Source organism: Sphingobacteriales bacterium (assembly GCA_016700115.1).
Classification (GTDB): Bacteria; Bacteroidota; Bacteroidia; order Chitinophagales; family UBA2359; genus UBA2359.
In genome coordinates, this window is the sequence record CP064999.1 from 2,907,751 (window position 1) to 2,930,486 (window position 22,736).

General features: G+C 41.7%; 10 protein-coding genes. 3 read left to right on the forward strand and 7 right to left on the reverse strand.

Annotation, left to right across the window (positions count from 1 at the left end):
- Window positions 1–673: 673 nt before the first annotated feature.
- Complete coding sequence (locus tag IPM47_10500) at window positions 674–5,134, forward strand: S8 family serine peptidase (protein ID QQS31311.1); 4,461 nt, start codon at window positions 674–676, stop codon at window positions 5,132–5,134.
- 441 nt (window positions 5,135–5,575) lie between these two features.
- Here the strand turns inward: IPM47_10500 and IPM47_10505 are convergent, their stop codons facing one another.
- Genes IPM47_10505 through IPM47_10515 form a run of 3 tightly spaced genes read right to left on the reverse strand, consistent with a single transcriptional unit; the run spans window position 5,576 to window position 10,208 of the window.
- Window positions 5,576–6,904, reverse strand: a complete 1,329-nt coding sequence (locus tag IPM47_10505; protein QQS31312.1) for an ABC transporter permease — start codon at window positions 6,902–6,904, stop codon at window positions 5,576–5,578.
- Between the two features lie 36 nt (window positions 6,905–6,940).
- Window positions 6,941–8,362, reverse strand: a complete 1,422-nt coding sequence (locus IPM47_10510; protein QQS31313.1) for an ABC transporter permease — start codon at window positions 8,360–8,362, stop codon at window positions 6,941–6,943.
- 52 nt (window positions 8,363–8,414) lie between these two features.
- Window positions 8,415–10,208, reverse strand: coding sequence for an ABC transporter substrate-binding protein (locus IPM47_10515; protein QQS31314.1), 1,794 nt, complete (start codon window positions 10,206–10,208; stop codon window positions 8,415–8,417).
- Between the two features lie 285 nt (window positions 10,209–10,493).
- Between IPM47_10515 and IPM47_10520 the strand changes: the two genes are divergently transcribed.
- Window positions 10,494–11,423 carry a TIGR01777 family protein gene (locus IPM47_10520; protein QQS31315.1) on the forward strand — a complete coding sequence of 310 codons (930 nt, stop codon included), beginning with the start codon at window positions 10,494–10,496 and terminating at the stop codon, window positions 11,421–11,423.
- Window positions 11,424–11,865: 442 nt separating this feature from the next.
- The gene (locus IPM47_10525; protein ID QQS31316.1) at window positions 11,866–13,149 is read left to right on the forward strand and encodes a glucosaminidase domain-containing protein; all 1,284 of its coding nucleotides are present in this window, start codon (window positions 11,866–11,868) and stop codon (window positions 13,147–13,149) included.
- A gap of 208 nt (window positions 13,150–13,357) precedes the next feature.
- On the opposite strand, the gene IPM47_10530 is transcribed toward IPM47_10525, so the two are convergent.
- The 4 genes from IPM47_10530 to IPM47_10545 all read right to left on the reverse strand — a co-directional run bounded on the left by IPM47_10530 (window position 13,358) and on the right by IPM47_10545 (window position 22,644).
- Window positions 13,358–14,245 carry a T9SS type A sorting domain-containing protein gene (locus IPM47_10530; GenBank protein ID QQS31317.1) on the reverse strand — a complete coding sequence of 296 codons (888 nt, stop codon included), beginning with the start codon at window positions 14,243–14,245 and terminating at the stop codon, window positions 13,358–13,360.
- Between the two features lie 78 nt (window positions 14,246–14,323).
- Window positions 14,324–15,004, reverse strand: a complete 681-nt coding sequence (locus IPM47_10535; protein ID QQS31318.1) for an oxidoreductase — start codon at window positions 15,002–15,004, stop codon at window positions 14,324–14,326.
- Between the two features lie 11 nt (window positions 15,005–15,015).
- On the reverse strand, window positions 15,016–16,251 hold the full coding sequence (locus IPM47_10540) for an MFS transporter (protein ID QQS31442.1): 1,236 nt from the start codon (window positions 16,249–16,251) through the stop codon (window positions 15,016–15,018).
- A gap of 126 nt (window positions 16,252–16,377) precedes the next feature.
- Complete coding sequence (locus IPM47_10545; GenBank protein QQS31319.1) at window positions 16,378–22,644, reverse strand: PKD domain-containing protein; 6,267 nt, start codon at window positions 22,642–22,644, stop codon at window positions 16,378–16,380.
- Between the last annotated feature and the right edge of the window lie 92 nt (window positions 22,645–22,736).

Below are 22,736 nucleotides of genomic sequence, written 5' to 3' on the forward strand. Positions count from 1 at the left end.
CAACGAAAGCAGGTGTCGGTAACGTAATACTAATCGGCTCTAAAATATTATCAAAAATACCTCCTTTTCTAACAAACCTGAACGCCGGCAACTTTTTCCAAATCAGCAATCCTAAAATCAATGATGCAATCTTCTAAGAAAGGAAGAATAGAAAAAGAGGAACAACACCTTTCCGAGTCCGGGAATTTGGCTCAAACGAAGCGTGGAGTTAGTCCTCCCCGGAGGGGTTGAGGTGGGTTGATTGTAAATTGCAGCAAATTCGGGTTTATGGCTTTTGGTATTTGGGAATAAAAAGAAGAACCCACCCCTTGCCCAAACACCCCCCTGCCCCTCAATGTGGGAAAAAAGAGGGGAATAAGACGCACAATCTACAAATCAAAACGTGAGATTTGCTTCATGAATGGGCGATATGTGGGTAAAAAATGCAGGAAAAAGTTAAAAAAATAACAACACCTCAGCATTAAATCTCATTAAAACAGTGCAAAACATAATGACTGCATTTCACAAAAGCCTTGTTTAATAAGCATTTATGCAGGAAAATCCAAGAAAAAGGACGGGGGAAAAAGGTGCAAACGCAGTAAAGATTTATTAGTTGAAAAAACGCTAAATATTTATCTTTGTGAAGCATAAAGATAACCGTTTATTTCCATACACCTGATAAATTTCACAAAATATGTTAACCCGATTCTTACCCTTCCGTTTTTTGGTTTCCACTCTGCTCTTTTCTATGCTGACATTTAAAGTACAAGCGCAGTCGTTGCCCGCCTCAGAACGCTATGTTGACAATGAAGTTTTGGTAAAATTAGCACCGGGAATAGAAGCAGCCGGTGAAGAACGGGTTGCTTTAGATTTGCTGGGGGCTCATAAATTAAGCACTATTTACGGAACAGAGGTGCAGGTATGGCAAATACCCGACATGCTGACCATAAACGGACGAACCATAAACAACCCCGAAGAATTGGGCGAATATTTGAAGAATAGCCCGCACCCATACATAGAATATGCCGAACCCAATTATATTTATTCCATTAGCCTAACCCCCAACGACCCAATGTTGGGCAGTTTATGGGGGATGAACAAGATACAGGCTCCCCAAGCCTGGGATACCGAAACCGATTGCAGCGATGTGGTGGTGGGCGTGATTGACACCGGCATAGACTGGACTCATCCCGATTTGGTGAACAATATTTGGCAAAATTTAGGCGAAGATGCTGATGGAGACGGACATGTTTTAGAGTATATCGGTGGGGTATGGCAATTTGACCCGGGAGATATAGACGGAATAGATAACGATGGAAACGGCTATGCGGACGATTTTATCGGATGGGATTTTAAGAATAACGACAACAACCCAATGGACGATAATTCACACGGAACACATTGTGCCGGCACTATCGGCGCACAAGGAAACAACGGTTTGGGTGTTGTAGGAGTATGCTGGCAGGTTAAACTCATGGGGTTAAAATTTTTTGGTGCTTCGGGTCAAGGTGGCTATACTTCTGATGCTGTAGCAGCACTGAATTATGCAACCAATATGGGTATAAAAATTACCAACAACAGTTGGGGAGGTGGTGGATATTCCCAAACGCTGTACAATGCCATTTTGAACGCACAAAACAACAATTCTATTTTTGTGGCGGCAGCAGGCAACTCGGCAAACAATAACGATGATGTGCCGCACTATCCTTCAAGCTACACGCTACCCAATATCATTTCTGTTGCAGCAACTACGCCAAACGATATATTAGCGAGTTTTTCCAACTACGGCACAACGTCTGTTGATTTGGCAGCCCCCGGCACGGCAATTCTTAGTACAGTACTTGAGGGTGCTTATAGTAGTTATAGCGGCACCTCTATGGCTGCACCTCATGTGGCAGGCGCTGCCGCTTTGGTTTATTGCCCGGGTATGGGTTATGCCGATATTAAAGCGGCTATTCTAAGTCAAGTGGATGTAGTGCCGGAATTGGCGGGAAAGTGTGTAACCGGAGGGCGGTTAAATGTCTTTAAGGCATTGAACAATGCCAATTGTTGTAACGCTTTGTCCAGCTTCACGCTTCCTGCGGGTAATTGCGTTAATCAACCCTTAACTTTTGTCAATACTTCTACCGGGGCAACAAGTTACCAATGGTTGGTCAATAATGTACTTCAAAGTACAGGCACTAATCTTTCTTATACTTTTGCTTCATCCGGTACTTACACCATTACACTTATAGCTGCCAATGCCACTTGTAACCATGCTAGCACGCAAGATATAACTATTACCGCTCTACCTGAATCTGGTTTTACTTATACTAAAAACGGGTTAATACTATCGGTTTCAGCTACTACTTCCATCGCAACGAGTTATTTATGGAACTTTGGAGATGGAAATACAAGTAACGGGCAAAATGCTGTTCATACTTATACAACTTTTGGAACTTATAGTGTTTGCCTGTCGGTTAGCAATTCTTGCGGTATTAATAATTCCTGCCAAAGTATATCAGTTAGTAATAATCCTTGCGATGGAATAGAAGAAAATTGGACTACTTACAATTCTGCTAGTGTAGGATTGCCATTTAATTCTATGTTTCGTATTGTGATTGATTTGAACGGGAATAAATGGATAGGGAGTGGGGGATTATCAAAATTTGATGGTGAAAATTGGACTACTTATAATACTTCTAATTCAGGCTTACCTTCTAATAACGTTACAGGTATTGCTATAGACACTGATGGGGTTAAATGGATCGGAACGTCAAATGCTGGTCTAGCAAAATATGATGGTATAAATTGGACTGTTTATAATACTTCTAATTCGGAATTACCTTCCTATATAGTTCATCCAATAACTATTGATGCCTCAAACAACAAATGGATTGGAACTAATGGAGGAGGGTTAGCAAAATTTGATGGAACGAATTGGACACATTACTGGTCTTATAATTCAGGATTACCTAACAATTCCGTTAAGGAAATTGTAATCGATGCAATAGGAAATAAATGGATTGGAACTTATGGAGGAGGGTTATCAAAATTTGATGGAACGAATTGGACAACTTATAATATTTCAAATTCCGGATTGCCCCACAATTACATTGAAAGTATAGTTATAGATCCAGCAGGAGTTAAATGGATTGGAACATGGGGAGGTTTAGCAAAATTTGATGGCACTAATTGGACTATTTACAATACCTCTAATTCGTTATTACCTAATAATTATGTTTTTTCTATTTCCATAGATGCTGCCGGAAATAAATGGATCGGAACTAATTTAGGAGTGTCAAAATTTGATGGAACAAATTGGACTACGTATAATTCATCTAATTCAGGATTATATTATAATTCGGTTGTGTGTATTGTTTTAGATGAAAACGAGAATAAGTGGATTGGATCGATTGGAGCTATTACTGTTTTAAGCGATTGCCCCTCACCATGTCCATCTGTCCCATCCTTTACAAACAACCCAATCACTTGTGCCTACGGACCAACTATTTTCACCAACACCTCAACCAATGCAACCAACTACCAATGGTATGTAAACGGAATTAACGTAAGTACCGATACTGACCTGACTTATACTTTCCCCGCCGCCGGAAGCTATATTCTAAAGTTGGAAGCCTATAACGGAACTTGTTTTAACGAATACACGCAGACGGTAACAGTTTCGTCCGATTGCGTTTGGCCGGGCGATGCCAATGCCGATGGCGTTGTCAATATGATGGATTGGTTGGCGCTGGGGTTGGCGTACAATAAAACCGGCGCTCCGCGAAGCGACCAAACTATCGGGTTCAGTCCCAAACCGGCTGCCAATTTCACCACTTCCTTTACCGGAGAACTGTTTACGGGCATCAACCATAAACACGCCGACTGCAGCGGCAGCGGTATTGTCAATGCAGCCGATACAACGGCCATAGTTCAGAATTTCGGGCAAAGTTCGGGCACCGGCCCGGCAAGCACGGACGATTTTGACAATTTTCCCGAAGCGTTGATATCATCGGAAGCTAATACCCCCGTAGTTGCGCTGAACAACAGCGCGTTTATTGATATCACCTTACAAAATACAGTCAATGGCGGCGCTATCAACTGCTACGGGTTGGCGTTTACTCTTCAGTATGATGGGGTGAATCCCCGTTTGCATTTCGGGGGTTCCTGTTTCGGTACTCCGGGGGTTGATTTCATCGCTTCTTATAAGGTGAATACGGTGAGCAAGTTGCTCTATGTGGGCATCACTCGCATCAATCATACCAATGTGTCGGCAATTGGCAAGGTGGCTACGCTGGAAGTTACGGTGGACGAACTGCCCGCAGGCGACCCGCCGCTTTATAGTATGCCGGTTACCGGCGCTTCCGTTACAGACAACAACGGGTATCTTATTCCTATGGGAGCCGGCGCTACCGCATCTATGCAGGTTTTCGAGTATCTTGCACAAGAACAAGCGCCTCTACTCAATGCCAAAGTATTGCTTCAGGGTGCTATACCCGGTGATATCTTTATAGGTGCACCGCAAATGAATACGACATTACGCAGCAGTAATCTGCTACCGGTACAACAACCCTATCATGTTCTTCCATGGTTTTATCCAGGTACGGAAAGTGCGGGTTCGCCGGCAAACCTTCCTTCAAATGCAGTTGATTGGGTCTTGCTCGAATTTCGTCATGCCGTTACAAACGCTATCGTTTGGCAAAAAGCAGCCATTTTATTGAACGATGGTAGCATACAGGATGCCATCAACCCGATACCCGGAAGAGTGCGCTTAGAATCAACGCTTACGGGCGATTTGGTTTCGGCAAACCAATCTTACTATTTGATAGTACGGCACAGAAACCACCTCGCCGTTGCAAGCAGCACACCCTTACCCATCTCAGGCAACCTGATGACCTTTAATTTTACCTTACAACCCGGTGCGGCTTTGGGCAGCAACCAACTCACACCCGTAGGCGGGCAATACGCGATGAAAGCAGGAGATGTTTTTGCAGATGGAGTGATACATTTTGGAGATTACAATGCCTACGCAACAAACCCAAACATGAGCAATCAATATCACCGAAACGACTGTAACTTAGATGGCAATGTTAATGCAACCGACTTTCAAACGCTTGCACCCAATATCAGTAGTATTGGGGTAAATATGGTGAGGTATAATATTGAGTTATAGTTTGAGTTGTTTTGTCCATTATAAAAAAGTGTTACAGTCAATCAACTAAGCCTCCGATGCCTTGGATTCATAGTTTGCCTCACTCCTTGCACTTTCATAGCGTTGGGCGCAATGTATTTGGGACGAAAGCAGTAGGTTATAAATTTGGGCAATCCGATTGTTGTGTAATAGACAAAATCATTGCCAAGTAAATTATCGAGATTGATGGGTAAAAGTGGTGTTATCAAAGGTGTCAGTAGGGGGGGACCCTGAAATTTGGGTGACGATTTCAGTGAAACCCCAAAAGAACTTGTAAACTTCCGAGAAGACAAATATTTCAATAATGGGAGGAATTGTACCAGATTTTTAAACAACCTTTCTTAAAGATAATCGAAATTGTTCTTTGAGGGTTTGTTGTTTTATTTAACACCATTATGTCTGTTTAACAATTTCAATTCTTTGTTACTGTTTCAAACGAGGGTCTAAAGCATCAGTCAATCCTTCGCCGATGAGGTTAAAAATAGTAACTGTGATAAAGATGGCAGTACCCGGAAAAATAGCCAGCCACCAGGCGGGGAAATGAGTTCTTGCCAGATTTAACAAAGAACCCCAGGTAACTTCTTCAGCAGCCACGCCAATTCCTAAAAACGACAAAAAGGCTTCGGTTAAAATAGCACTTGCAATTCCAAAAGCAATGGTTATCAACACGGGTGTCAGCGCATTAGGTATGGCATGACGAAAAATAATCCGAGCTTCGCTAAAACCCATTGCCTGTGCAGCTTCGATATATTCGAGATTTCGGATTCTCAATAACTCTGCCCGTATGAAGCGGGCGATACTTGTCCATGATATAAATCCGATAATTACCATCACATTGATGATAGAAGGTTTTGTTAAGGCTACGATAGATAAAATCAGCAATAAACCGGGTATTGAATTGAAAACTTCAATCAGACGCATGATGAGAAGGTCTGTTGCTATATTGACCCTATTTCCTAACAGCGGAACTTTTTTCAAAACAGTTGCTAAAAGGTTTACAATTATCAGGATGCCGGTAAAAATGCCAATACTGATCAGGAGTTGTTTCATAAAACCTCCACTTTCGGCAGCACCTTCTCCCATCGCATAACCCCGGGCAATAAAAGCATAAAATACAGCCAGTACGATACCTAAAAGATTGAGGTATAACCTGATTCGGGACATTTGAAGCCGACTATCTCCAAAGTAACCGGCAAGAGAACCTAAAAAGATACCTATCATAGAGGCAATAGACATTGCGATGATTCCTACAGAAATTGCTACTCGTGTGCCATGTATCATTCCTGCTGCAACATCACGACCAAGCTCGTCCGTACCCAGAATATGCTTCCACCGCCACGATTTTACCCGTTGTTCGGCAAATGGGCTGACAAAATTTCGGTTTGACTTGTCAATAGTTGTAGAAGAATAAGGTATAGGTGGCCAAACTGCAAAATCGTAATTGTGTTCGTCCCAACGTTTGGTTACAAATTGTTGATCCCATTTACCTAATCCCAAGCTGACGGAATACTGTTTTAATACCGGAAACATCAGCTTTCCGTCTAATTTACAAACCAACGGGCGTTCATTGGATAAAAAATCGGCAAAAACGGCAATAAACAGAATGACATAGAAAATTCGCAAAGACCAGACAGCTAACCGGTTTTTATTGAACTGACGTTTTACATTCGCCCAATAACTTTGATCGCTATTTGGCGTATTGTTTAGGATTGCCTCTTCGATTTGCTTTGTTTTCTTTTTGCCAAAAATCATGAATAAAGGGTATTTTTAAAGGATTAGGGTTGAGGTTTAGGATTTGTTGCTGTATGTAACCCGCGGATCAACAAGCGCATATAACAAGTCGGCAACCAGATTGCCAACCATAGTTAAAATTGCGGCAAACATCAGGATAGTAAATACCACCGGCCAATCACGGGCGACAATGGAATCAACGGCTAATTTTCCCATACCGGGAATGCTGTAAATAACTTCAATGGTTACAGCACCTGCGATAGCCGCAGGAAAAATATAGGCAAACAAAGTTATAATGGGAAACAGTGAGTTTCTGAATGCATGTTTCCACACAATTGTTTTTTCTTCAAGCCCTTTTGCTTTGGCAGTCCGGATATAATCCTGCCGGATAACAGTTAACATGCCACCGCGCATTTGCCGGGAAATAAATGCAAACGAACCATAAGTTACACAAAAGATAGGCAATGCAAGGTGGTGCAGGATATCGAGCGCCCGGGTGAAAAAAGGAGTATCTGACAGCAGGTCAGTAACGCCTCCGGTTGGAAACCAGTTCAGCCACTCGCCATATTCGGAGGTTGTAAAAAACACAATGAGTATAGTCCCTATCCAAAATGAAGGCAGGGAGTATAAAATAAACAATGCCGTTGTAACTATGCGGTCATAGACCTGATCTTTTTTAACTGCGGTAGTAACTCCTATCGGAACGGCAATCAGATAAGCCAATATGATGGAAATAAAGTTAATGATCAGTGTCCATCTAAGAGCGTCCCACATTTTGCTTCCTACAGGTCGGTTGTCTAAGTATGAAATTCCGAAATTACCGGTAAAGAAATTGGTAATCCAGTGATGGTACTGGTTTTTAAATCCATACCATTTAATGGAAGGGATATAGTTTTTATATGTTGTTGCCTGAGACTTGATGTTTTCATAATCGGTTGCCACATTTCCGGCAAGGGGGCGAAGCACACTTAAAGAATTGCTGTCGGATAATGTTGTCTGAATTTCTTGAATGGCGAACTCTATCCTGTTACTTTTATGATTGATCAGCAAATCTTTAACATGCCGGGAAACCGTATTACGGGCAATGGAAATAGAAGTATCTGAAGGGATATAGGCCAAATCTCTTTCCAACTTTTTTAAAGAAAGGTAGTAATTGGAAATCTGTTGCCAATTTCCATATTGGCTTATCAATACAGAAAGATTTTCCCGTTCAGATTTTTTAATAATCTGATGTAAGGTATCTGGAAATGCTGCCGTAGAGAATGCTCCGTAGAAGACCGGCAAATCCAAACCGAGCCTTCTCGATACTTCTTCATAGGCCTGAACAGAAGCCTTTTGACCAGATTCGCCCGATTGGCCTTTGACCAATAATTCAACCGGATCTCCGGGTGCTAATTTGCTCAATGAAAAGGCAACTAAAGAAACGGCAATCAGGGTTGGAAGAAAGATGATTAGTCGTTGAACGATGTATTTGAACATAATGTTAATAGCGCTTTTAGTCCATGAAAACAGGAAAAAACAGAAGCCGGCATTAATTTTCAGCCAACCAGTTTTGTTTCAGGGTAAATGCTTTTTGTTCAAATCCGGGTCGGTTCATTGAAGGTTCTGCATTTTCAAACCGCGCATGAATGGTTAGGCGGTTTTTGGGGGAATACAAGAATATATAAGGTTGATCTTCGGTTATCAGCTCCTGAAACCTATGATACATTTTGTTTCGTTCGTTTTCGTCCAATGTTGCCCTCAAATCATCAATCAGTTTATCACTTTCGGCATTGCCAAACCCTACGCGGTTGTCTCCATCAGGATGGTCGGAGCTTGTATGCCAGATTTGTTTGAAATCGTCAAGAATGGGAGATTGTACCCAACCGGCACAAAATATATCGTAATCTCTTTTTTTAGTATCTTCCAAAAATACAGTCCATTCTCTTGCAATGACTTCAATCTCAACTCCTGCACGTTTGGCATTTTCTTTGAGAAGGATACCAATATTTTTTCGGGTATCGTTTCCAGAATTGTACTTAAACTGTAAAGTCATTTCTAATTTTTCTCCATTGACAATTTTATCTGCTATTCCGTTTCCGTCAGTATCTTCCCATCCCGCTTCCTTCAGCAATTGTTTTGCTTTATCTACATCATACGGAATTTGAGGAGTGTTATTGTTATAATATGGTTTGATGGGATTAACCGGTCCGTTTACTTTAACACCCATATCATACAAAAGCGTTTCAATAATCTCATCCTTATCCACAAGGTGTGCCAATGCTTTCCTAACCTTTACATCAGACAACCTTGGATTACGGCGGTTAAGGCCTAAATATATATAGGATAACTCATCAGGTGTAGATATATTGAAAAGCTCATTGAACTTTTGATTTTTTTTAAGTTCCAGAAAATCATTGGGTCTGATTGCATGAGCCACATCCAAATCTTCACCTTTTAAAGCAGTAACCGCTGTCGTCCAATCGTTCACTATTTTATAGGTCAGTTTATCAGGTTTGCCCACGAGATTGCCGCCAACTTTATCGCCCCACCAATCTTTCTTTTTTTGAAGAATCACAAATTGTCCGGTAGCCCATTCCACAAACTCATAAGGACCCGAACCAACGACAAAGCCTTTTTCACGGGCATGTTTCGGAGCGTTAAAGCTTTGAGCAAATTCGTCAATTTTTTTGTCGCTCATCAAACGGGTAGCGTTTTTCTTGTCGTTTAGTTCTTTGACTGTAAAACCTTTCATGATTCCCGTAGGATCATAGATGTATTCAGGCATTACCGTTGTTCCGCTGAACTCTTCGGCAAGAATGTATTTTTCTTTTGAATAGATAGAAAACTTTTTGGGGTTTTGAGGGTCTATCTGAATATCATCAATAAATTCTAAATAAGGGCGCAAAGAACCACAACTTGTTTTTGGATTTTTAACGGCTTTAATGGTAAAAATATAGTCGCTTGCCAAAACAGGAGTACCATTATCCCACATTGCCTCCGGGCGGATTTCATAAGTAAGTTTCATTCCACCTGCATATTCACCATCTGAAATTTCTTCAATCAACGGACGATCAACCGCTAATTGACCATAAGTTTTAAGTGTTATAAAATCTATACCCAATAATCCCTGAAAAATATTGTTTTGAATATATGTTGCATTTGCACTGCTTGAAGTTACCGGGTTCATTCCGTCTGCATCTGCAAGGTCGTGGATGACTACATTTTTATCGCCTAATTTTTTACTGTTGGCTATGCCTTCACCACCACCCGAACTACAGGAAAACAAGAATAGTGTCAAAATAACAAGAGAAGCTTGTACGAAAATAAGATGAATGTTTTTCATAACAAAATTTGAGTTTAGATGTTAAAGTTGCAGTTCAGACTGATTCGATTATTTCAGCCCTAAGTAGTTTATAATTTTTTATCCAATGATTTTTAATGGAAGTTATAACGCCGCTAAAATAGCTATAAATCGGGGTTAGCCTATCATTTTTGCAAATTTAAGATTTTTAGAGGTCTGCTTTTGCAAAAAATTGACAAACAAAACTCAAGTGACTCTATAGTTTTTTGCTTTTAGAAAAAAAACGCCGATGAAATTCATTTTACTAAAAAATCGTATGGCAATAAGATGACACAAAAACAGCAGATTTTAATTACAGGCGCTTCGGGATTAATTGGCAGCCGGTTGACGGAATTTCTGATCGAACGGGGTTATGTGGTAAAACATTTGGTGCGGAGCCCAAAACCAAATGCGAGTATTCCTACTTTTAAATGGAATGTTGAAAAAGGCATTATTGATGCAGAAGCATTAAGTGATACAGAAATTGTGGTTCATTTGGCCGGTGCAGGTATTGGAGATAAACGGTGGACAACTCATAACCGCAGGCAGATTGTTAATAGCCGGACTCAAAGTACTGCTTTACTGGTAAATACTTTGAGTCAGCTAAAACAACACCGGGTAAAAACAATAATCGGAGCTTCTGCTATAGGTTATTATGGAAACAGAGCAGACCAATTATTGTCAGAATCAGATTTGCCGCAAGAAAACGATTTTTTGAGTGAAACTACCCGTCTTTGGGAACAATCTTACCTACCCTTTATCAATGAATTAGGCATCAGGTCTTGTATTTTTCGTATCGGCATCGTACTTTCAAACAAAGGAGGGGCATTGCCTAAAATGGATTTACCTGTTCGTTTTTGCGCTCCCGGCTTTTATTTTGGTACCGGAAAACAATTTTATTCCTGGATTCATATTGATGACTTGTGTCGCTTGTTCATCCATGCCATTGAAAATACCCACATGAGCGGAACTTACAATGCTGTTTCACCCAACCCTGTAACAAATAAAGAATTTGTTCTGTCCATCTTGAGTGCCAAAGAAAGATATGCTTTAGCTTTACCGGTTCCTGAATGGGCGCTGCGGATTGGATTGGGACAAATGGCAGATATAATTTTTCACAGTGCCAAAGCATCATCAAGTAAGGTTGAGAACTCTGGGTTTTCTTTCAATTTCCCAAACCTTAGAAGTGCGTTAAAAAATATTTACGATAAACCCTAACATTTTCATTACCTAGAATAGTACGAATTAAATACGTCCGAAATTATTTTAAAAATATTTTACAAAAAAACAAATATGCAGGATGCTAATTCAACCTTTTCATTAACTTTAACCTGCTTAATAAGAATAGAATTTGAAAGGTTATTATTTGATTTTACTCTGAAAACTTCCATAATGGCATAAAATTTGGTTTCAAAAAAAAACGGATAAATTTTCTTTTTATAGATATTCAACCTCTTCACTAAAAACTAAATGATTTATGAAAAAACCCCTACTTCAAACAAATTTATCTTATTTAAAAAAGTTCAGACCCCTTTTCTTGTTATGCTTTCAAATGATAATGATTGGTTTGCTAACGCAGCAAAGTGCATGTGCGCACTTTATTTTGGATTATAAAGTTAACATGTATTTAAACCAATATAAGGATATTGCTATAAATGAAATGAAACGTACCGGTATTCCTGCGAGTATTAAGATAGCCCAAGGCATGTTAGAAAGCAGTTATGGAACAAGTCAGTTAGCCATAGATGCGAATAACCATTTTGGTATTAAATGTAAAAGTTACTGGCAAGGAGACACCTATTTATATGATGATGACCAGCCGGATGAATGTTTCAGAAAATATAATTCAGCAATTGATTCTTATACAGATCATTCCGAATTTTTAAGATACCATAGGGATGGGTATTTTAGCAACTTGTTTCAGTATGGATGTACTGATTATATCAGTTGGGCTTTTGGTTTACAGAATTTAGGATATGCCACAGATACAAATTACGCCGTGAAACTAATAGGGGTAATTCAAAAATATGAGTTATACAATTTTGATTGCATTAGTACAAGCGGGGAAATCAGAAAACCTGAAAATTTAACTGCAACCGTAAGAAACCAAAAATTGGATGGAAGACGAAATACAATAAACACACCTGAAAAATTTATTCCAAACTCAAACAATACGAATAACTTAACTCCCCTTTCAGTTTATGCGACTCAGATTCCACCGGCTCAAACTACAAATTCGGCTAAATCGGAAGTTTATGCAATTCCAAAAAACAAAATTGAACCACATGTCAAACCGGTAGCCGATTTTAATGCAACAAACGTAAAACAAGAAAATATCAATTTAAGTAACAATAAAAATCCTGAAGCAAGAAGCACCTCATCTTCAAAAAAAGAATCTAATCAATCAAACAAGAAAACTAAACCTGTTCCTGATTTTATAGCTTGCCCAACTTGTGAGGTTAAGCCTTTAAAAACCTCTGAACCAAAACCTCAAAACAACAGGGCTGCTGATAATAAGTCAAATAATGCTATTGAAAAGCCGGAAACAAACTCTTTAGCCCCAACAACAACCAATTCAACTTATGCAATTCCTGTTAATGAATTGAACCTGTCAGAAACTCTGATCAATGGCATTCATGCGATTATTGCAAACAAAGAAACAAATTTGTATGAAGTGGCTCAAAATAAGAATTTAAAGTTAAGCAAACTGGAGGAATATAATGAAGTTCAAAGTCATGTTACTCTCAAAGCCGGAACCCCTATTTTTTTAGGTACTAAAAAACAAAAATCAATTCAAGGGTTAGATTTTCATGTTGTTAAATTTGGACAAACACTTTACGAAGTATCTCAGGAGTTTGGCCTTAAACTTAAATCACTCTGCAAACTCAACAACTTAGAACCGGATACTCAGTTAAAAGAATTGACCATTTTGAAACTGAATTAATCTAATCATACATATTAAATACTGATACTTTTCCTTGCGGTTGAGTGTCAGTATTTTTTGGTTTCATTCCTGGAAAGGCTAACCCTTGATTTGGTTGAATTGCAGATTATCAATCAAAATAATCCGATTTGATTGTACTATAATGTGTTAATTTAGTTGTGCTACTCTATTGTATGTGGTTTTAGTAAGTTTATAACCGGATAAAACTTTAGTTTTTTATTAGTTTGGTTTGCCAACACTGATTTTGAATAATAACGTTTACCAAATATAGACCTGAAGGCAAACCGGATAAATCAATTTCGTTGCTTATTGTTGTAAGAACCGGTATGCCTGTTAGGGTAAAAACACTGATTTCGGCAGGATGCTGTTCAATACCGGAAATATAAACTTTGTCGTTTGTTGGGTTAGGTTGCAGGGATATAGATGAAGTAAGTATATTCCAATCGGTGTTTAGAATCGAACAATTATGTTCAATAAAAGCCCGGTTGGAACAATCACCCGTATTTCCGGTAATTGTCGCTGAATTTGAAGGTATTGAAAGATAACTGCAAATGCTCTGAACTTCACAAAAAGATAAGTTTGGATTATCTCTGATAGTCAGTTCAGTAAAGGAATTAGGATTGATGTTATCTAACCCGCTAAGAGTTGACAAAGAATCGTTAAATCCGATATAAATTTGTCCATTCACAGTATTGAGTTGAGCTAAAGCTTCAAGGCTGGTTAAAGCAGGGTTTTCAGTTAGCCAGAATGTTCCTCCTAAACTATTGAGTTGGTTCAACCCATTCAGATTTGTCAGATTCTCATTACCCCAAATTTCAAGATAACCTCCAATATCCTGAATCTGAGACAAACCATTCAGGTTGTAAATATTGGAATTAACAATTAAGACCCCTCCTAAAATATTAGTACAATCAGGATAATATTCTGAGAATGTATCAATTTCATTTTGAGTGCTAAAAGTTATTCCTCCAGCTAAACAGGTATTTTGAGAATAAGCTTTTGATAAAAATAAACCAAAAAGCAATAACAGGAGGTTAACATAGATAATCGGGCGGAGTAATTTTGGCAACTGGAAAAACAGATAGTTGTAAAACATAAACACTTCCTGAATTTTGTGGGTAGGGAAAACTGTCTGTAATAATATCTATAGTTAATAGTTGCCGGTGCCGGTTTTTTAAATCTTCGATTTATCGGCAATTCGCTGAATTTCATCATTAAGGTATATATGTTTGCCTTTCTCACCGGACTGGGCGATACTAATCATTGCCTTTGCAACATCTTTTACTTCAATCCCTTTGTACACGGCTAAAGGCCCAACCATCAGAAACCCTAATGCTTTAAAACCTTTAATGGCCAGGCTTTCGCCAAAGCGGTGCTCCTTTCGGTTTCCTAATAACAGTGATGGTCTGAAAATATGTACTTCCTCGAATGGTATTGCTGCAACCGCTTCTTCTGTTTCACCTTTCACGCGGCTGTAAAAAATGGATGATTTGCTGCTTGCTCCCAATGAAGATACTAAAAGAAAACGCTTTGCGCCATTTGCATAAGCGGCTTTTGCTACATTGACTATATAGTCATAATCTACTTTTCGGAAATTGGCTTGTGAGCCTGCTTTTTTAATAGTAGTGCCCAAACAACAATACACATCATCAGCACTAAAATCGTCCATACAAGTTTCAAGATGGTCAAAATCAACTTGTATTTGTTGAAGTTTTTCGTGTGTTAAAGGCAAAGTTTTTCTAACTAAAGCAATAACGCGATGGTAGTTTTCATGCTTTAGCAATAAGTCTAAACACTCAGCACCGGTTAATCCGCTCGCTCCGGCAATCAGGGCTACTTTGCTGTTCGGGTTCATAATTGTTTGATTTACTCTTCAATAAAATTCAAATCTTTACCATAAGTTTCGTGCAGGTTAAAAATGGCAAAAAATGCCAGTCCTAAACAAACAATTCCAACAATATAAGCACTGTTGATAAAACCGCAATAAGGTTGAAGGAACTGAAAAGACAAAGTAATGGGAACGACAGCCCCTCTTACAAAATTGGGAACCGTAGTGGTTACTGTAGCTCGAAGGTTGGTTCCAAACTGTTCAGAAGCAATGGTTGCAAAAATAGCCCAATAGCCTGCAACTGCGCCAATAGAAAAGCACAGGAAGATATAGGTAATGTATGAGATGTCCCTAAGATAGAGATACAAAGTAATAACAATCAAAAGCGTAGATAAAAATCCGATAACTATCTTTCGACGGGTTTTAAATATCTGACTCAGCAATCCACTTGCAAAATCACCCACAGAAAGCCCGATATAGGCAAACATGATGGCAGTACTTGCTTTAACTGTTCCTGATACCCCGATTTCACGACTAAATTCGGGAGAAAGCACAATTAAAATACCGATGGAAAACCAAATAGGTAAGCCAACCAATATACAGTTCAAATATCTGATTGCTCGTTTGCGGTTGGTAAATAACTGAAAAAAATCACCCCTTCTGATGCCCGAATGGTTCAACATGGTTTTGAACATACTCGATTCATAAGTACCTAAACGAAGGGCAAACAAAGCAAAACCCAATCCGCCACCTACAAAATAAGCTATTCGCCAGGTGAAAAAATCGCCAACAAGTGCCGCCGCTACTGCTCCTAAAGCACCAAAAGTTACAACAATCATGGTTCCGTATCCACGGGTTTCTTTGGTCATAGTTTCAGAAACTAAGGTAATGCCTGCACCGAGTTCACCCGCCAAACCAATTCCCGCCAAGAAGCGGAGTACGGCATAAGTAGTGGTATCGTTCACAAAACCATTGGCAACATTGGCTGCCGAGTACATGAAGATGGAACCGAATAAGACAGATACGCGCCCGCGTTTGTCGCCCAATATTCCCCAAATGATGCCCCCAAGCAACATGCCGGTCATTTGCCAGTTAAAAAGCATCAATCCTTTGGCAGTTAATTCTGCTCCAGAATATCCCAACTCTGTAAGGCTTGGGTTGCGAACTATACCAAACAGGATCAGGTCATAGATATCAACAAAGTAACCCAATGCTGCAACTATGACTATGATATTGAATGGGTTAGAGGTATGTGTGTCGTTTGCACCGGTCATTTTAGAATGAGGGAGTTTAGTTTGTATTAGCTGATTGTTCGGCACAAAGTTGCAAAACTTTTTATTCACTTATGCCGGAGAGTTAATGATATTTACTTGTTGTGGGCTTATCCTAAATGCTCTCCCTTATCGTATCAGCGTCACATTCCCTTTCAGGTTCTCTTCCATTCCGTCTGTATATCTGACATTTGCCATATAGACATACACCCCAAGTTCGGAATCCTTGTCATTATGCCGTCCGTCCCAACCAATGCCTATATCTGTGGTTTCCCCGCTGTCATAGACTTTCTCCCCCCATCGGTTCCAAACCGATAACCGGTAGCTTTCTATATTATATCCGGCAACGCGGAAGGTGCTGTTGATGGCATCGCCGTTAGGAGAGAAAGCGTTGGGGATGAGCATACGATTGGGCATACGGACATCTATATCAATGCTTGCCGAAGCGGTGCAGCCAAATATATCAGTAACAAGTACGGTATAAGTGGTCGGTTCGAGGGGATAAAATGTGCAGATGCTGTCCTGACAGGTGAAGGGAAGGCCGCCTGCCGTCCATTCGTAAGTCAGACTGCCCCAAAGTCCGAACGCATTCACGTTTAATGTTACCGGTTCTTCGTATTGAACCAAGAGTAAATCGGCGGTGATGTTTGCGCCTACACTGTCGGGAACACAGACAGGTTCGGCGGTCATGCAGCTAATCACTGTGGCATTACCCGCTCCGCAATATTCGGAAGCGGAAGCAGAGAGGTTGAAAGTATATCCGTTAAAAGGGCTTAAACCGGTATAGGTAAATTGGGTGAAATCGGGAGGCAGGAACAGCGGGGGATTTCCGTCTATGGAGAGTTCATAACCCGAAGCGCCGAAGACCGTTTCCCAAGCGATGACAATTTCATTTTCTGTCGCACTGAGGCAGGAAAGTACCGGAGCAGTTAAAGTCCCGCCTATTTCTGCCGTAGCGGAAACGGTACAACCGAGCGCATCGGTAACGGTTACGCTGTAATTTCCTGCGCCGATATTGGTAAGGGAGGCATCGTCGGTAAAATTGCTCCAGAAATAGGTATAGGGAGGCTGTCCGTTTGATAGAATTAGACTGACGCTGCCGTTTGCTTCTCCGCAATTGGCATTAATTATAAAAGGAACGGCAGACGGGGGAGATACTACGCAGGGGTCGGGCGCCGTGGTGCAGGTAATCTGTTCCGGTTGGTTGGCTACGGTACAGCCGGGGGCGGCGAGTATGAGCAGCGAAACGGTATATTCGGTATTGGGTTCAAATCCGTAAAAAGTATTGACGGTTACTTCAGACGACAGCCAATTGAATGCGCCTCCGTTAAAACTGATTTCAAAACCCGTTGCACCATCAACGGGAGTCCACGACACGGTGATAAAATCGGGGCCGGCATCCACGCAGACGAGCGAGGTGGTGCCGACCGGCAATTCGGGAATGTTGAAACTTGCGGAAACCGAACAATCATTCGAATCGGTAACGGAAACATCATAATCTCCCGCCGGCAGGTCGGTGCGGTCTTCATCGGTTATATTATCCGACCATAGATATTGAAACGGGGGTGAAACGCCCGAAACGGTTATGTTTATCATGCCGTTTGTTTCGCCGCAGACAGCGTCGGTAACGGAATCCGTGATGATGTTGAAAACATCAGAACCTACAATGTTGATGATTTCGCAATAGGATTCGGTGCAAACATCTGCATCGGCAGCCGTATTAATTGTAATCAGACATACATTGTAGGTGCCCGAAAAAGCGTAAACATGGATTGGGTTGGGAAGAGTTGAAGTGTTTCCGTCTCCAAAATTCCATTCAAATTCCAACGTGCCGTTTCCGTCCGATAAGGGGGTAAAAAGAACTTCGCTGCAAGTATTTTCAAAGGAAAAAGAAGAACTGACGATGCAATCCAGGCAATCAATCAGGTTGAGGCTGATTATGTCCGAAGTGTCCTGACATCCCCAAACCGTAGTGATTTTAAGTTGGTAATCGCCCGATTGAGGCGGCACGAACTCGTTAGATGTAGCACCTGAAAGAGGCAAACCATTGAGCAGCCATTGATAACCGGCGTACAGATTAGGAATCAGGAAAGTATCCAATTCGCAAAAATCGTAACAACCCAATGGAATGGCAGACATATCGCCGCCGCTATTGACTCCTACCGTTTTGCTTGTTTGGGTGGTGCATCCATAGGGGTCGGTTACAGAAACCGTGTAAACTCCCGGAACGTCAACTGTTATGCTGTTGCCGATATGTCCGGTATTCCAGATAAAGACGTTATAAGTGGGGTGGCTGGCAGTCATCGTCAGGCTTTCACCGTTGCAAAGCTGATATGCTACGGCGGAATTGGGTAAGATACTTGGATTGAAAGTTTGAATTTTATTGAGTGTAATCGGGTCGGAAACACTGAAACAACCGCTGCCCGGTTCGGTAACGGTTACATAAAAATCAACTCCTCCGAATGCGAGCGAGGAATAGGGAATGTTAATCGCCGGCGAGTTTTGCCCGTTATTCCACAAATAGGTGAAATCGGGACCGGCATTGGCATTTAATACCACCGAAGTTCCGGGACAAACCGCCATGAAATTAACATCGGGATAGATATTGGCTGGAGGCAGGGGAATGAAGCTGACCGGCTGAGGGGGTGTTGTATATTGACATCCGTTGGGCTGTGTTACCGTTACTTTGAAACTGCCGGATTGGGTAACGCTAACCGAACTGTTTGAAGAACCATCCGACCAAAGCCAGGAAGCACCACCTGTCGGAGCATACAAAGTAATGATATCGCCTTCGCAGGCAGTAGTCGCGCTTTGAGTGATGTTTTCCTGATTGACAGGCAAAACCTCGATGGTTTGGCTGCCTGTATTGACACAGCCATCTCCGCCGGTTACGGTCAGGCTGACGTTAAACGTTCCTTCCGTAGGATAACTTTGTTCGGGATATTGGATAGAAACAGAAGCGCTGTTGCCGAAATTCCAATGCCATTTGATGGCATCGGGATTGTCGGCGGGGATGAACGATAAGGGTTCCCCCTCGCAGACCATACCGGGTATGGAAAAAGAAACATCGGGAAGGTTGTTGATGCTGACCGTTTTGGTGATGCTGCTTGTGCAGGTATCGTTGCTAATCGTAAGGGTTACGGGATAATCGCCGGGTGAGGCATAAGTATGTGCGGGATTGGTTTCAACACTGCTTGTGCCGTCGCCAAAATCCCAGTTCCAACCGGTAATAGTCGTATTGTAGAGATACATGGAAAGGTTGGTAAATGAGGTGGGTTCATTAAGACACGAGGAATTGAAGTCAAAATCGGCTTTCAGGGGAACGATGACAAGTTCGGTATCAAAAAAGTTGCATAAAGGATTAACCGATGGCGGAATGCTTGGAAATATGCCTGAAAGACGGACATAATAATAGCCCGGCATGTCAAAAACATGGTTTTGCGGGCTATTGTCTGCAACACTTACCAAAGGAGAGTCATCGTCAAAATTCCAAACATAATAGTTTGCAATGCCCGTTGAATTATTGACAAAGTTTACCATATTGCAATCGGATGTCGTTTCGGACGATAAAGAAACGTTTGACCCTGGTTCGGTAAAACAAGGGTCAAGTGTACCGCCGCCGCCCGAACAATCAATTTGAGTGATGACGACAGGCGAGGATTTTCTTTTGCATCCGGAGGGGCTTGTCGCCTCTATGGAATAGGAGGTATTACCCGTAACCGATGTTGCGGTATGAATGATGGAAGAACCGTAATTGGCTATCGGAACATTATTGACAAACCACTGATAGGTGTATCCGTCTATAATAGCCGCATAAATGGTTGTTTGTGAAGCAGAGCCTATGCAGAGAATAGAGCTGCCTTGTTCGTAGATATAAGGTTTAGGCACTAAGTTTTGATACAGGTTATGAGCAGCAACCGATTGACAACCGTTGTTGTCGGTAACGGTTACCTTATAATTATAAATGTAGGATGTGGTGATGCTGTTTGTGGTATATCCATAATATTCCCATAAATATGATGCGAAGGTATCGGGCGACACGCTTAACTGAACGCTATCGCCAGGACATAATAACCCCGATTGAACAATGCTCGGGATAACCGGCGGCAAGATACTGATGCTGTTTTGAACCGATAATCCGCAGGCAGAAACCGTAAGCAGAGCATCGGGAACACCTTCATTCCATTGCACCAGAACGGCAGCGCTTCCCTGCCCGCCGACAACGCTGCCGGCTTGGGGCGGGCTGACCGTCCAAAAATAATCGAGGTCTTCAATCAAGGGAGTTGCCGCATAAACAGCCTTAGTACCTTCGCATACTTGGGTTTCCCCGCTAATCTGAAGGGCTTGCAGAGGCGTTACCGTCAGAGTTCCGGCTTCCGATGTGCAAAAAGGTTCGCCGGGGTTTTGCGCAATAATGGAAATGCCGAACTCGTCAATATCCGGCTGCCAGACAATATATAAAGACGTTCCGGTTCCCGAAGCGGGAACGCCGCCGGTAATGGTCCAAAAATAAATCTTCCCCGTTTCGGGAGATGCAATTTGATAGGTATAACCATTTTCGGGGCAAACCACCTGTTCGCCGGTAATCACCGGAGTTGCCGGAAGCGGGGTAATATTTGTTTGGAACTGCTGAGGGTAGTTGCAGTAGTCCGTTAAATTGACGGGAAGGGCCGACACAGTATAACTTCCGCTTGCGCCTGCTTCCACAACTATACTGTCCATGCCGGAGCCGGTTCCCATAATACTTGCATTGCCCGTTACCGTCCAATTGTGCAATCCCAAGGAAGCGGAATAGGTCGTTTGGCTTCCGGCACATACGTTTTCCGTTCCCAAAATTAGATATTTGACGTTTACTTCAACAGGAAGTTCGATGTCGGAGGAACAGTCAAGAAGGAAACTGCTCATGCCGACCCTGACCACTCCGTCAGAAACCCAGTTGATGCCGGCCTGATTGAAATTTTGCCAAACAATACTGCCCGCAGTCGGAGGAACAATGCTCCAGTTATAGGCTACTCCGCCATATTGTGGCAAACTGTATAAGGCAAAATCGCCCTGACAAACCACTGCCGGTCCGTTAATCTGATGATTATTGCTGATAATGGGGACAAGGATGCTGCCTGTGGAGTCGCAAACCGTGCTGCCGTCGCAGTCACCGATAGTCAGTTCAACGGTTCCTTCGGGAACATCGTCCCAGACAACGGTAATCTCGGCAGTGTTTTGACCGGCTATAATGTTCCCTCCCGTAACTGTCCAGTTGTAAGTATCGCAAACGGCAGAGGTGGTATAGGATTCTTCGTCTCCCGGGCAAACCAACGAGGCGCAGGTTATATCGGGGGCAATGCCTTGTTCGATAATAAATATGCGCTGAAACGTATCATCGTCGGTGCAGCCTACGGCAAAAAGGGCAACGGTATAAGTACCGGGATTTTGGTAAATATAAGAAAGATTAAAAAGGGCAGAGGTATTGTTCGGAGAAGTCGGCTCGCCAAAATCCCAATCCACAGTCAAGTTGCTATCAGGAGCGGTAAACTGTATGATTTGTCCGGTGCAGCCGTATAGCGTATCGGCATCGCCAAGCGATGTAGTAAAGAGAGCATCTGCCGTAAAAGGCAGGTCTATATTTTCAACAATTGCCGTTTGGGAACAGTTATTGACCAAATCCGTCACCTGATAGGTTCCCTGACATAAACCGGTAAGGGTAACAGGCCCTGAAAAAATACTGCCGAAAGGAATACCGCTACCGCTGACCTGATAATTGTTGTCGGTGGGAATTTCCAAACTCCCGTTGCATAAACCGCAGGTAGCCGGCTCTACAAATACCGGAAAATTCGCCTGTACACTTGAACTTGCAGAATTGTAACAGCCATTTGAGTCAGTAACTGTAACGGTATAGGTTGTAGGGGTACTTGGGGAAGCTGTAAATGATGGGGTGCTAATACTATTATTCCATAGATAAGTATATCCGGGAATCCCCCCTGTTCCATAAGCCGTGAGGGTGTATGTGATTGGGAAAGGGGTATCGCAATAGATAACGGGGTCGGATTCTATGGTTATGTTTACTATCGGCTCAACATCATAACATTCCGACGAATAACATCCGTTTATGTCCGTAACAGTAACGCAATAATTCCCTACTTCCAGCCCTATTGCAATCGGAGTGTTAATAGTAGCATTATGCGACCAACTATATGTATAAGGTAATGTTCCATTTGCAACATTAACACTGATACTGCCATAAGTACCGGAAGGACCCCCTCCAAAACCATTGCAAACACCAATAATATCGGCAGAAACGATAACCGGATTTGAGCCGGGTCCGCAAGGATTGGGCTGTGCTTGAACTATGATAGCAAATAAGCAGCAAAAAGAGAGGGTAAGGAGTAAACTTTTGATCATAATAAAATAGTTTTGCGATTTGGTGAGAACCGAAACTTGTCATTTGGATAGGTAGAAGTAAATATACTTTTCAAGTAAAGCCACCATTTATT

What these genes read in the sequence shown, in the direction of transcription:
- IPM47_10500 (QQS31311.1), top strand. Translation starts at nt 674, where the DNA reads ATGTTAACCCGATTCTTACCCTTCCGTTTTTTGGTTTCCACTCTGCTC.
- IPM47_10505 (QQS31312.1), bottom strand. Translation starts at nt 6,904, where the DNA reads ATGATTTTTGGCAAAAAGAAAACAAAGCAAATCGAAGAGGCAATCCTA.
- IPM47_10510 (QQS31313.1), bottom strand. Translation starts at nt 8,362, where the DNA reads ATGTTCAAATACATCGTTCAACGACTAATCATCTTTCTTCCAACCCTG.
- IPM47_10515 (QQS31314.1), bottom strand. Translation starts at nt 10,208, where the DNA reads ATGAAAAACATTCATCTTATTTTCGTACAAGCTTCTCTTGTTATTTTG.
- IPM47_10520 (QQS31315.1), top strand. Translation starts at nt 10,494, where the DNA reads ATGACACAAAAACAGCAGATTTTAATTACAGGCGCTTCGGGATTAATT.
- IPM47_10525 (QQS31316.1), top strand. Translation starts at nt 11,866, where the DNA reads ATGAAACGTACCGGTATTCCTGCGAGTATTAAGATAGCCCAAGGCATG.
- IPM47_10530 (QQS31317.1), bottom strand. Translation starts at nt 14,245, where the DNA reads ATGTTTTACAACTATCTGTTTTTCCAGTTGCCAAAATTACTCCGCCCG.
- IPM47_10535 (QQS31318.1), bottom strand. Translation starts at nt 15,004, where the DNA reads ATGAACCCGAACAGCAAAGTAGCCCTGATTGCCGGAGCGAGCGGATTA.
- IPM47_10540 (QQS31442.1), bottom strand. Translation starts at nt 16,251, where the DNA reads ATGACCGGTGCAAACGACACACATACCTCTAACCCATTCAATATCATA.
- IPM47_10545 (QQS31319.1), bottom strand. Translation starts at nt 22,644, where the DNA reads ATGATCAAAAGTTTACTCCTTACCCTCTCTTTTTGCTGCTTATTTGCT.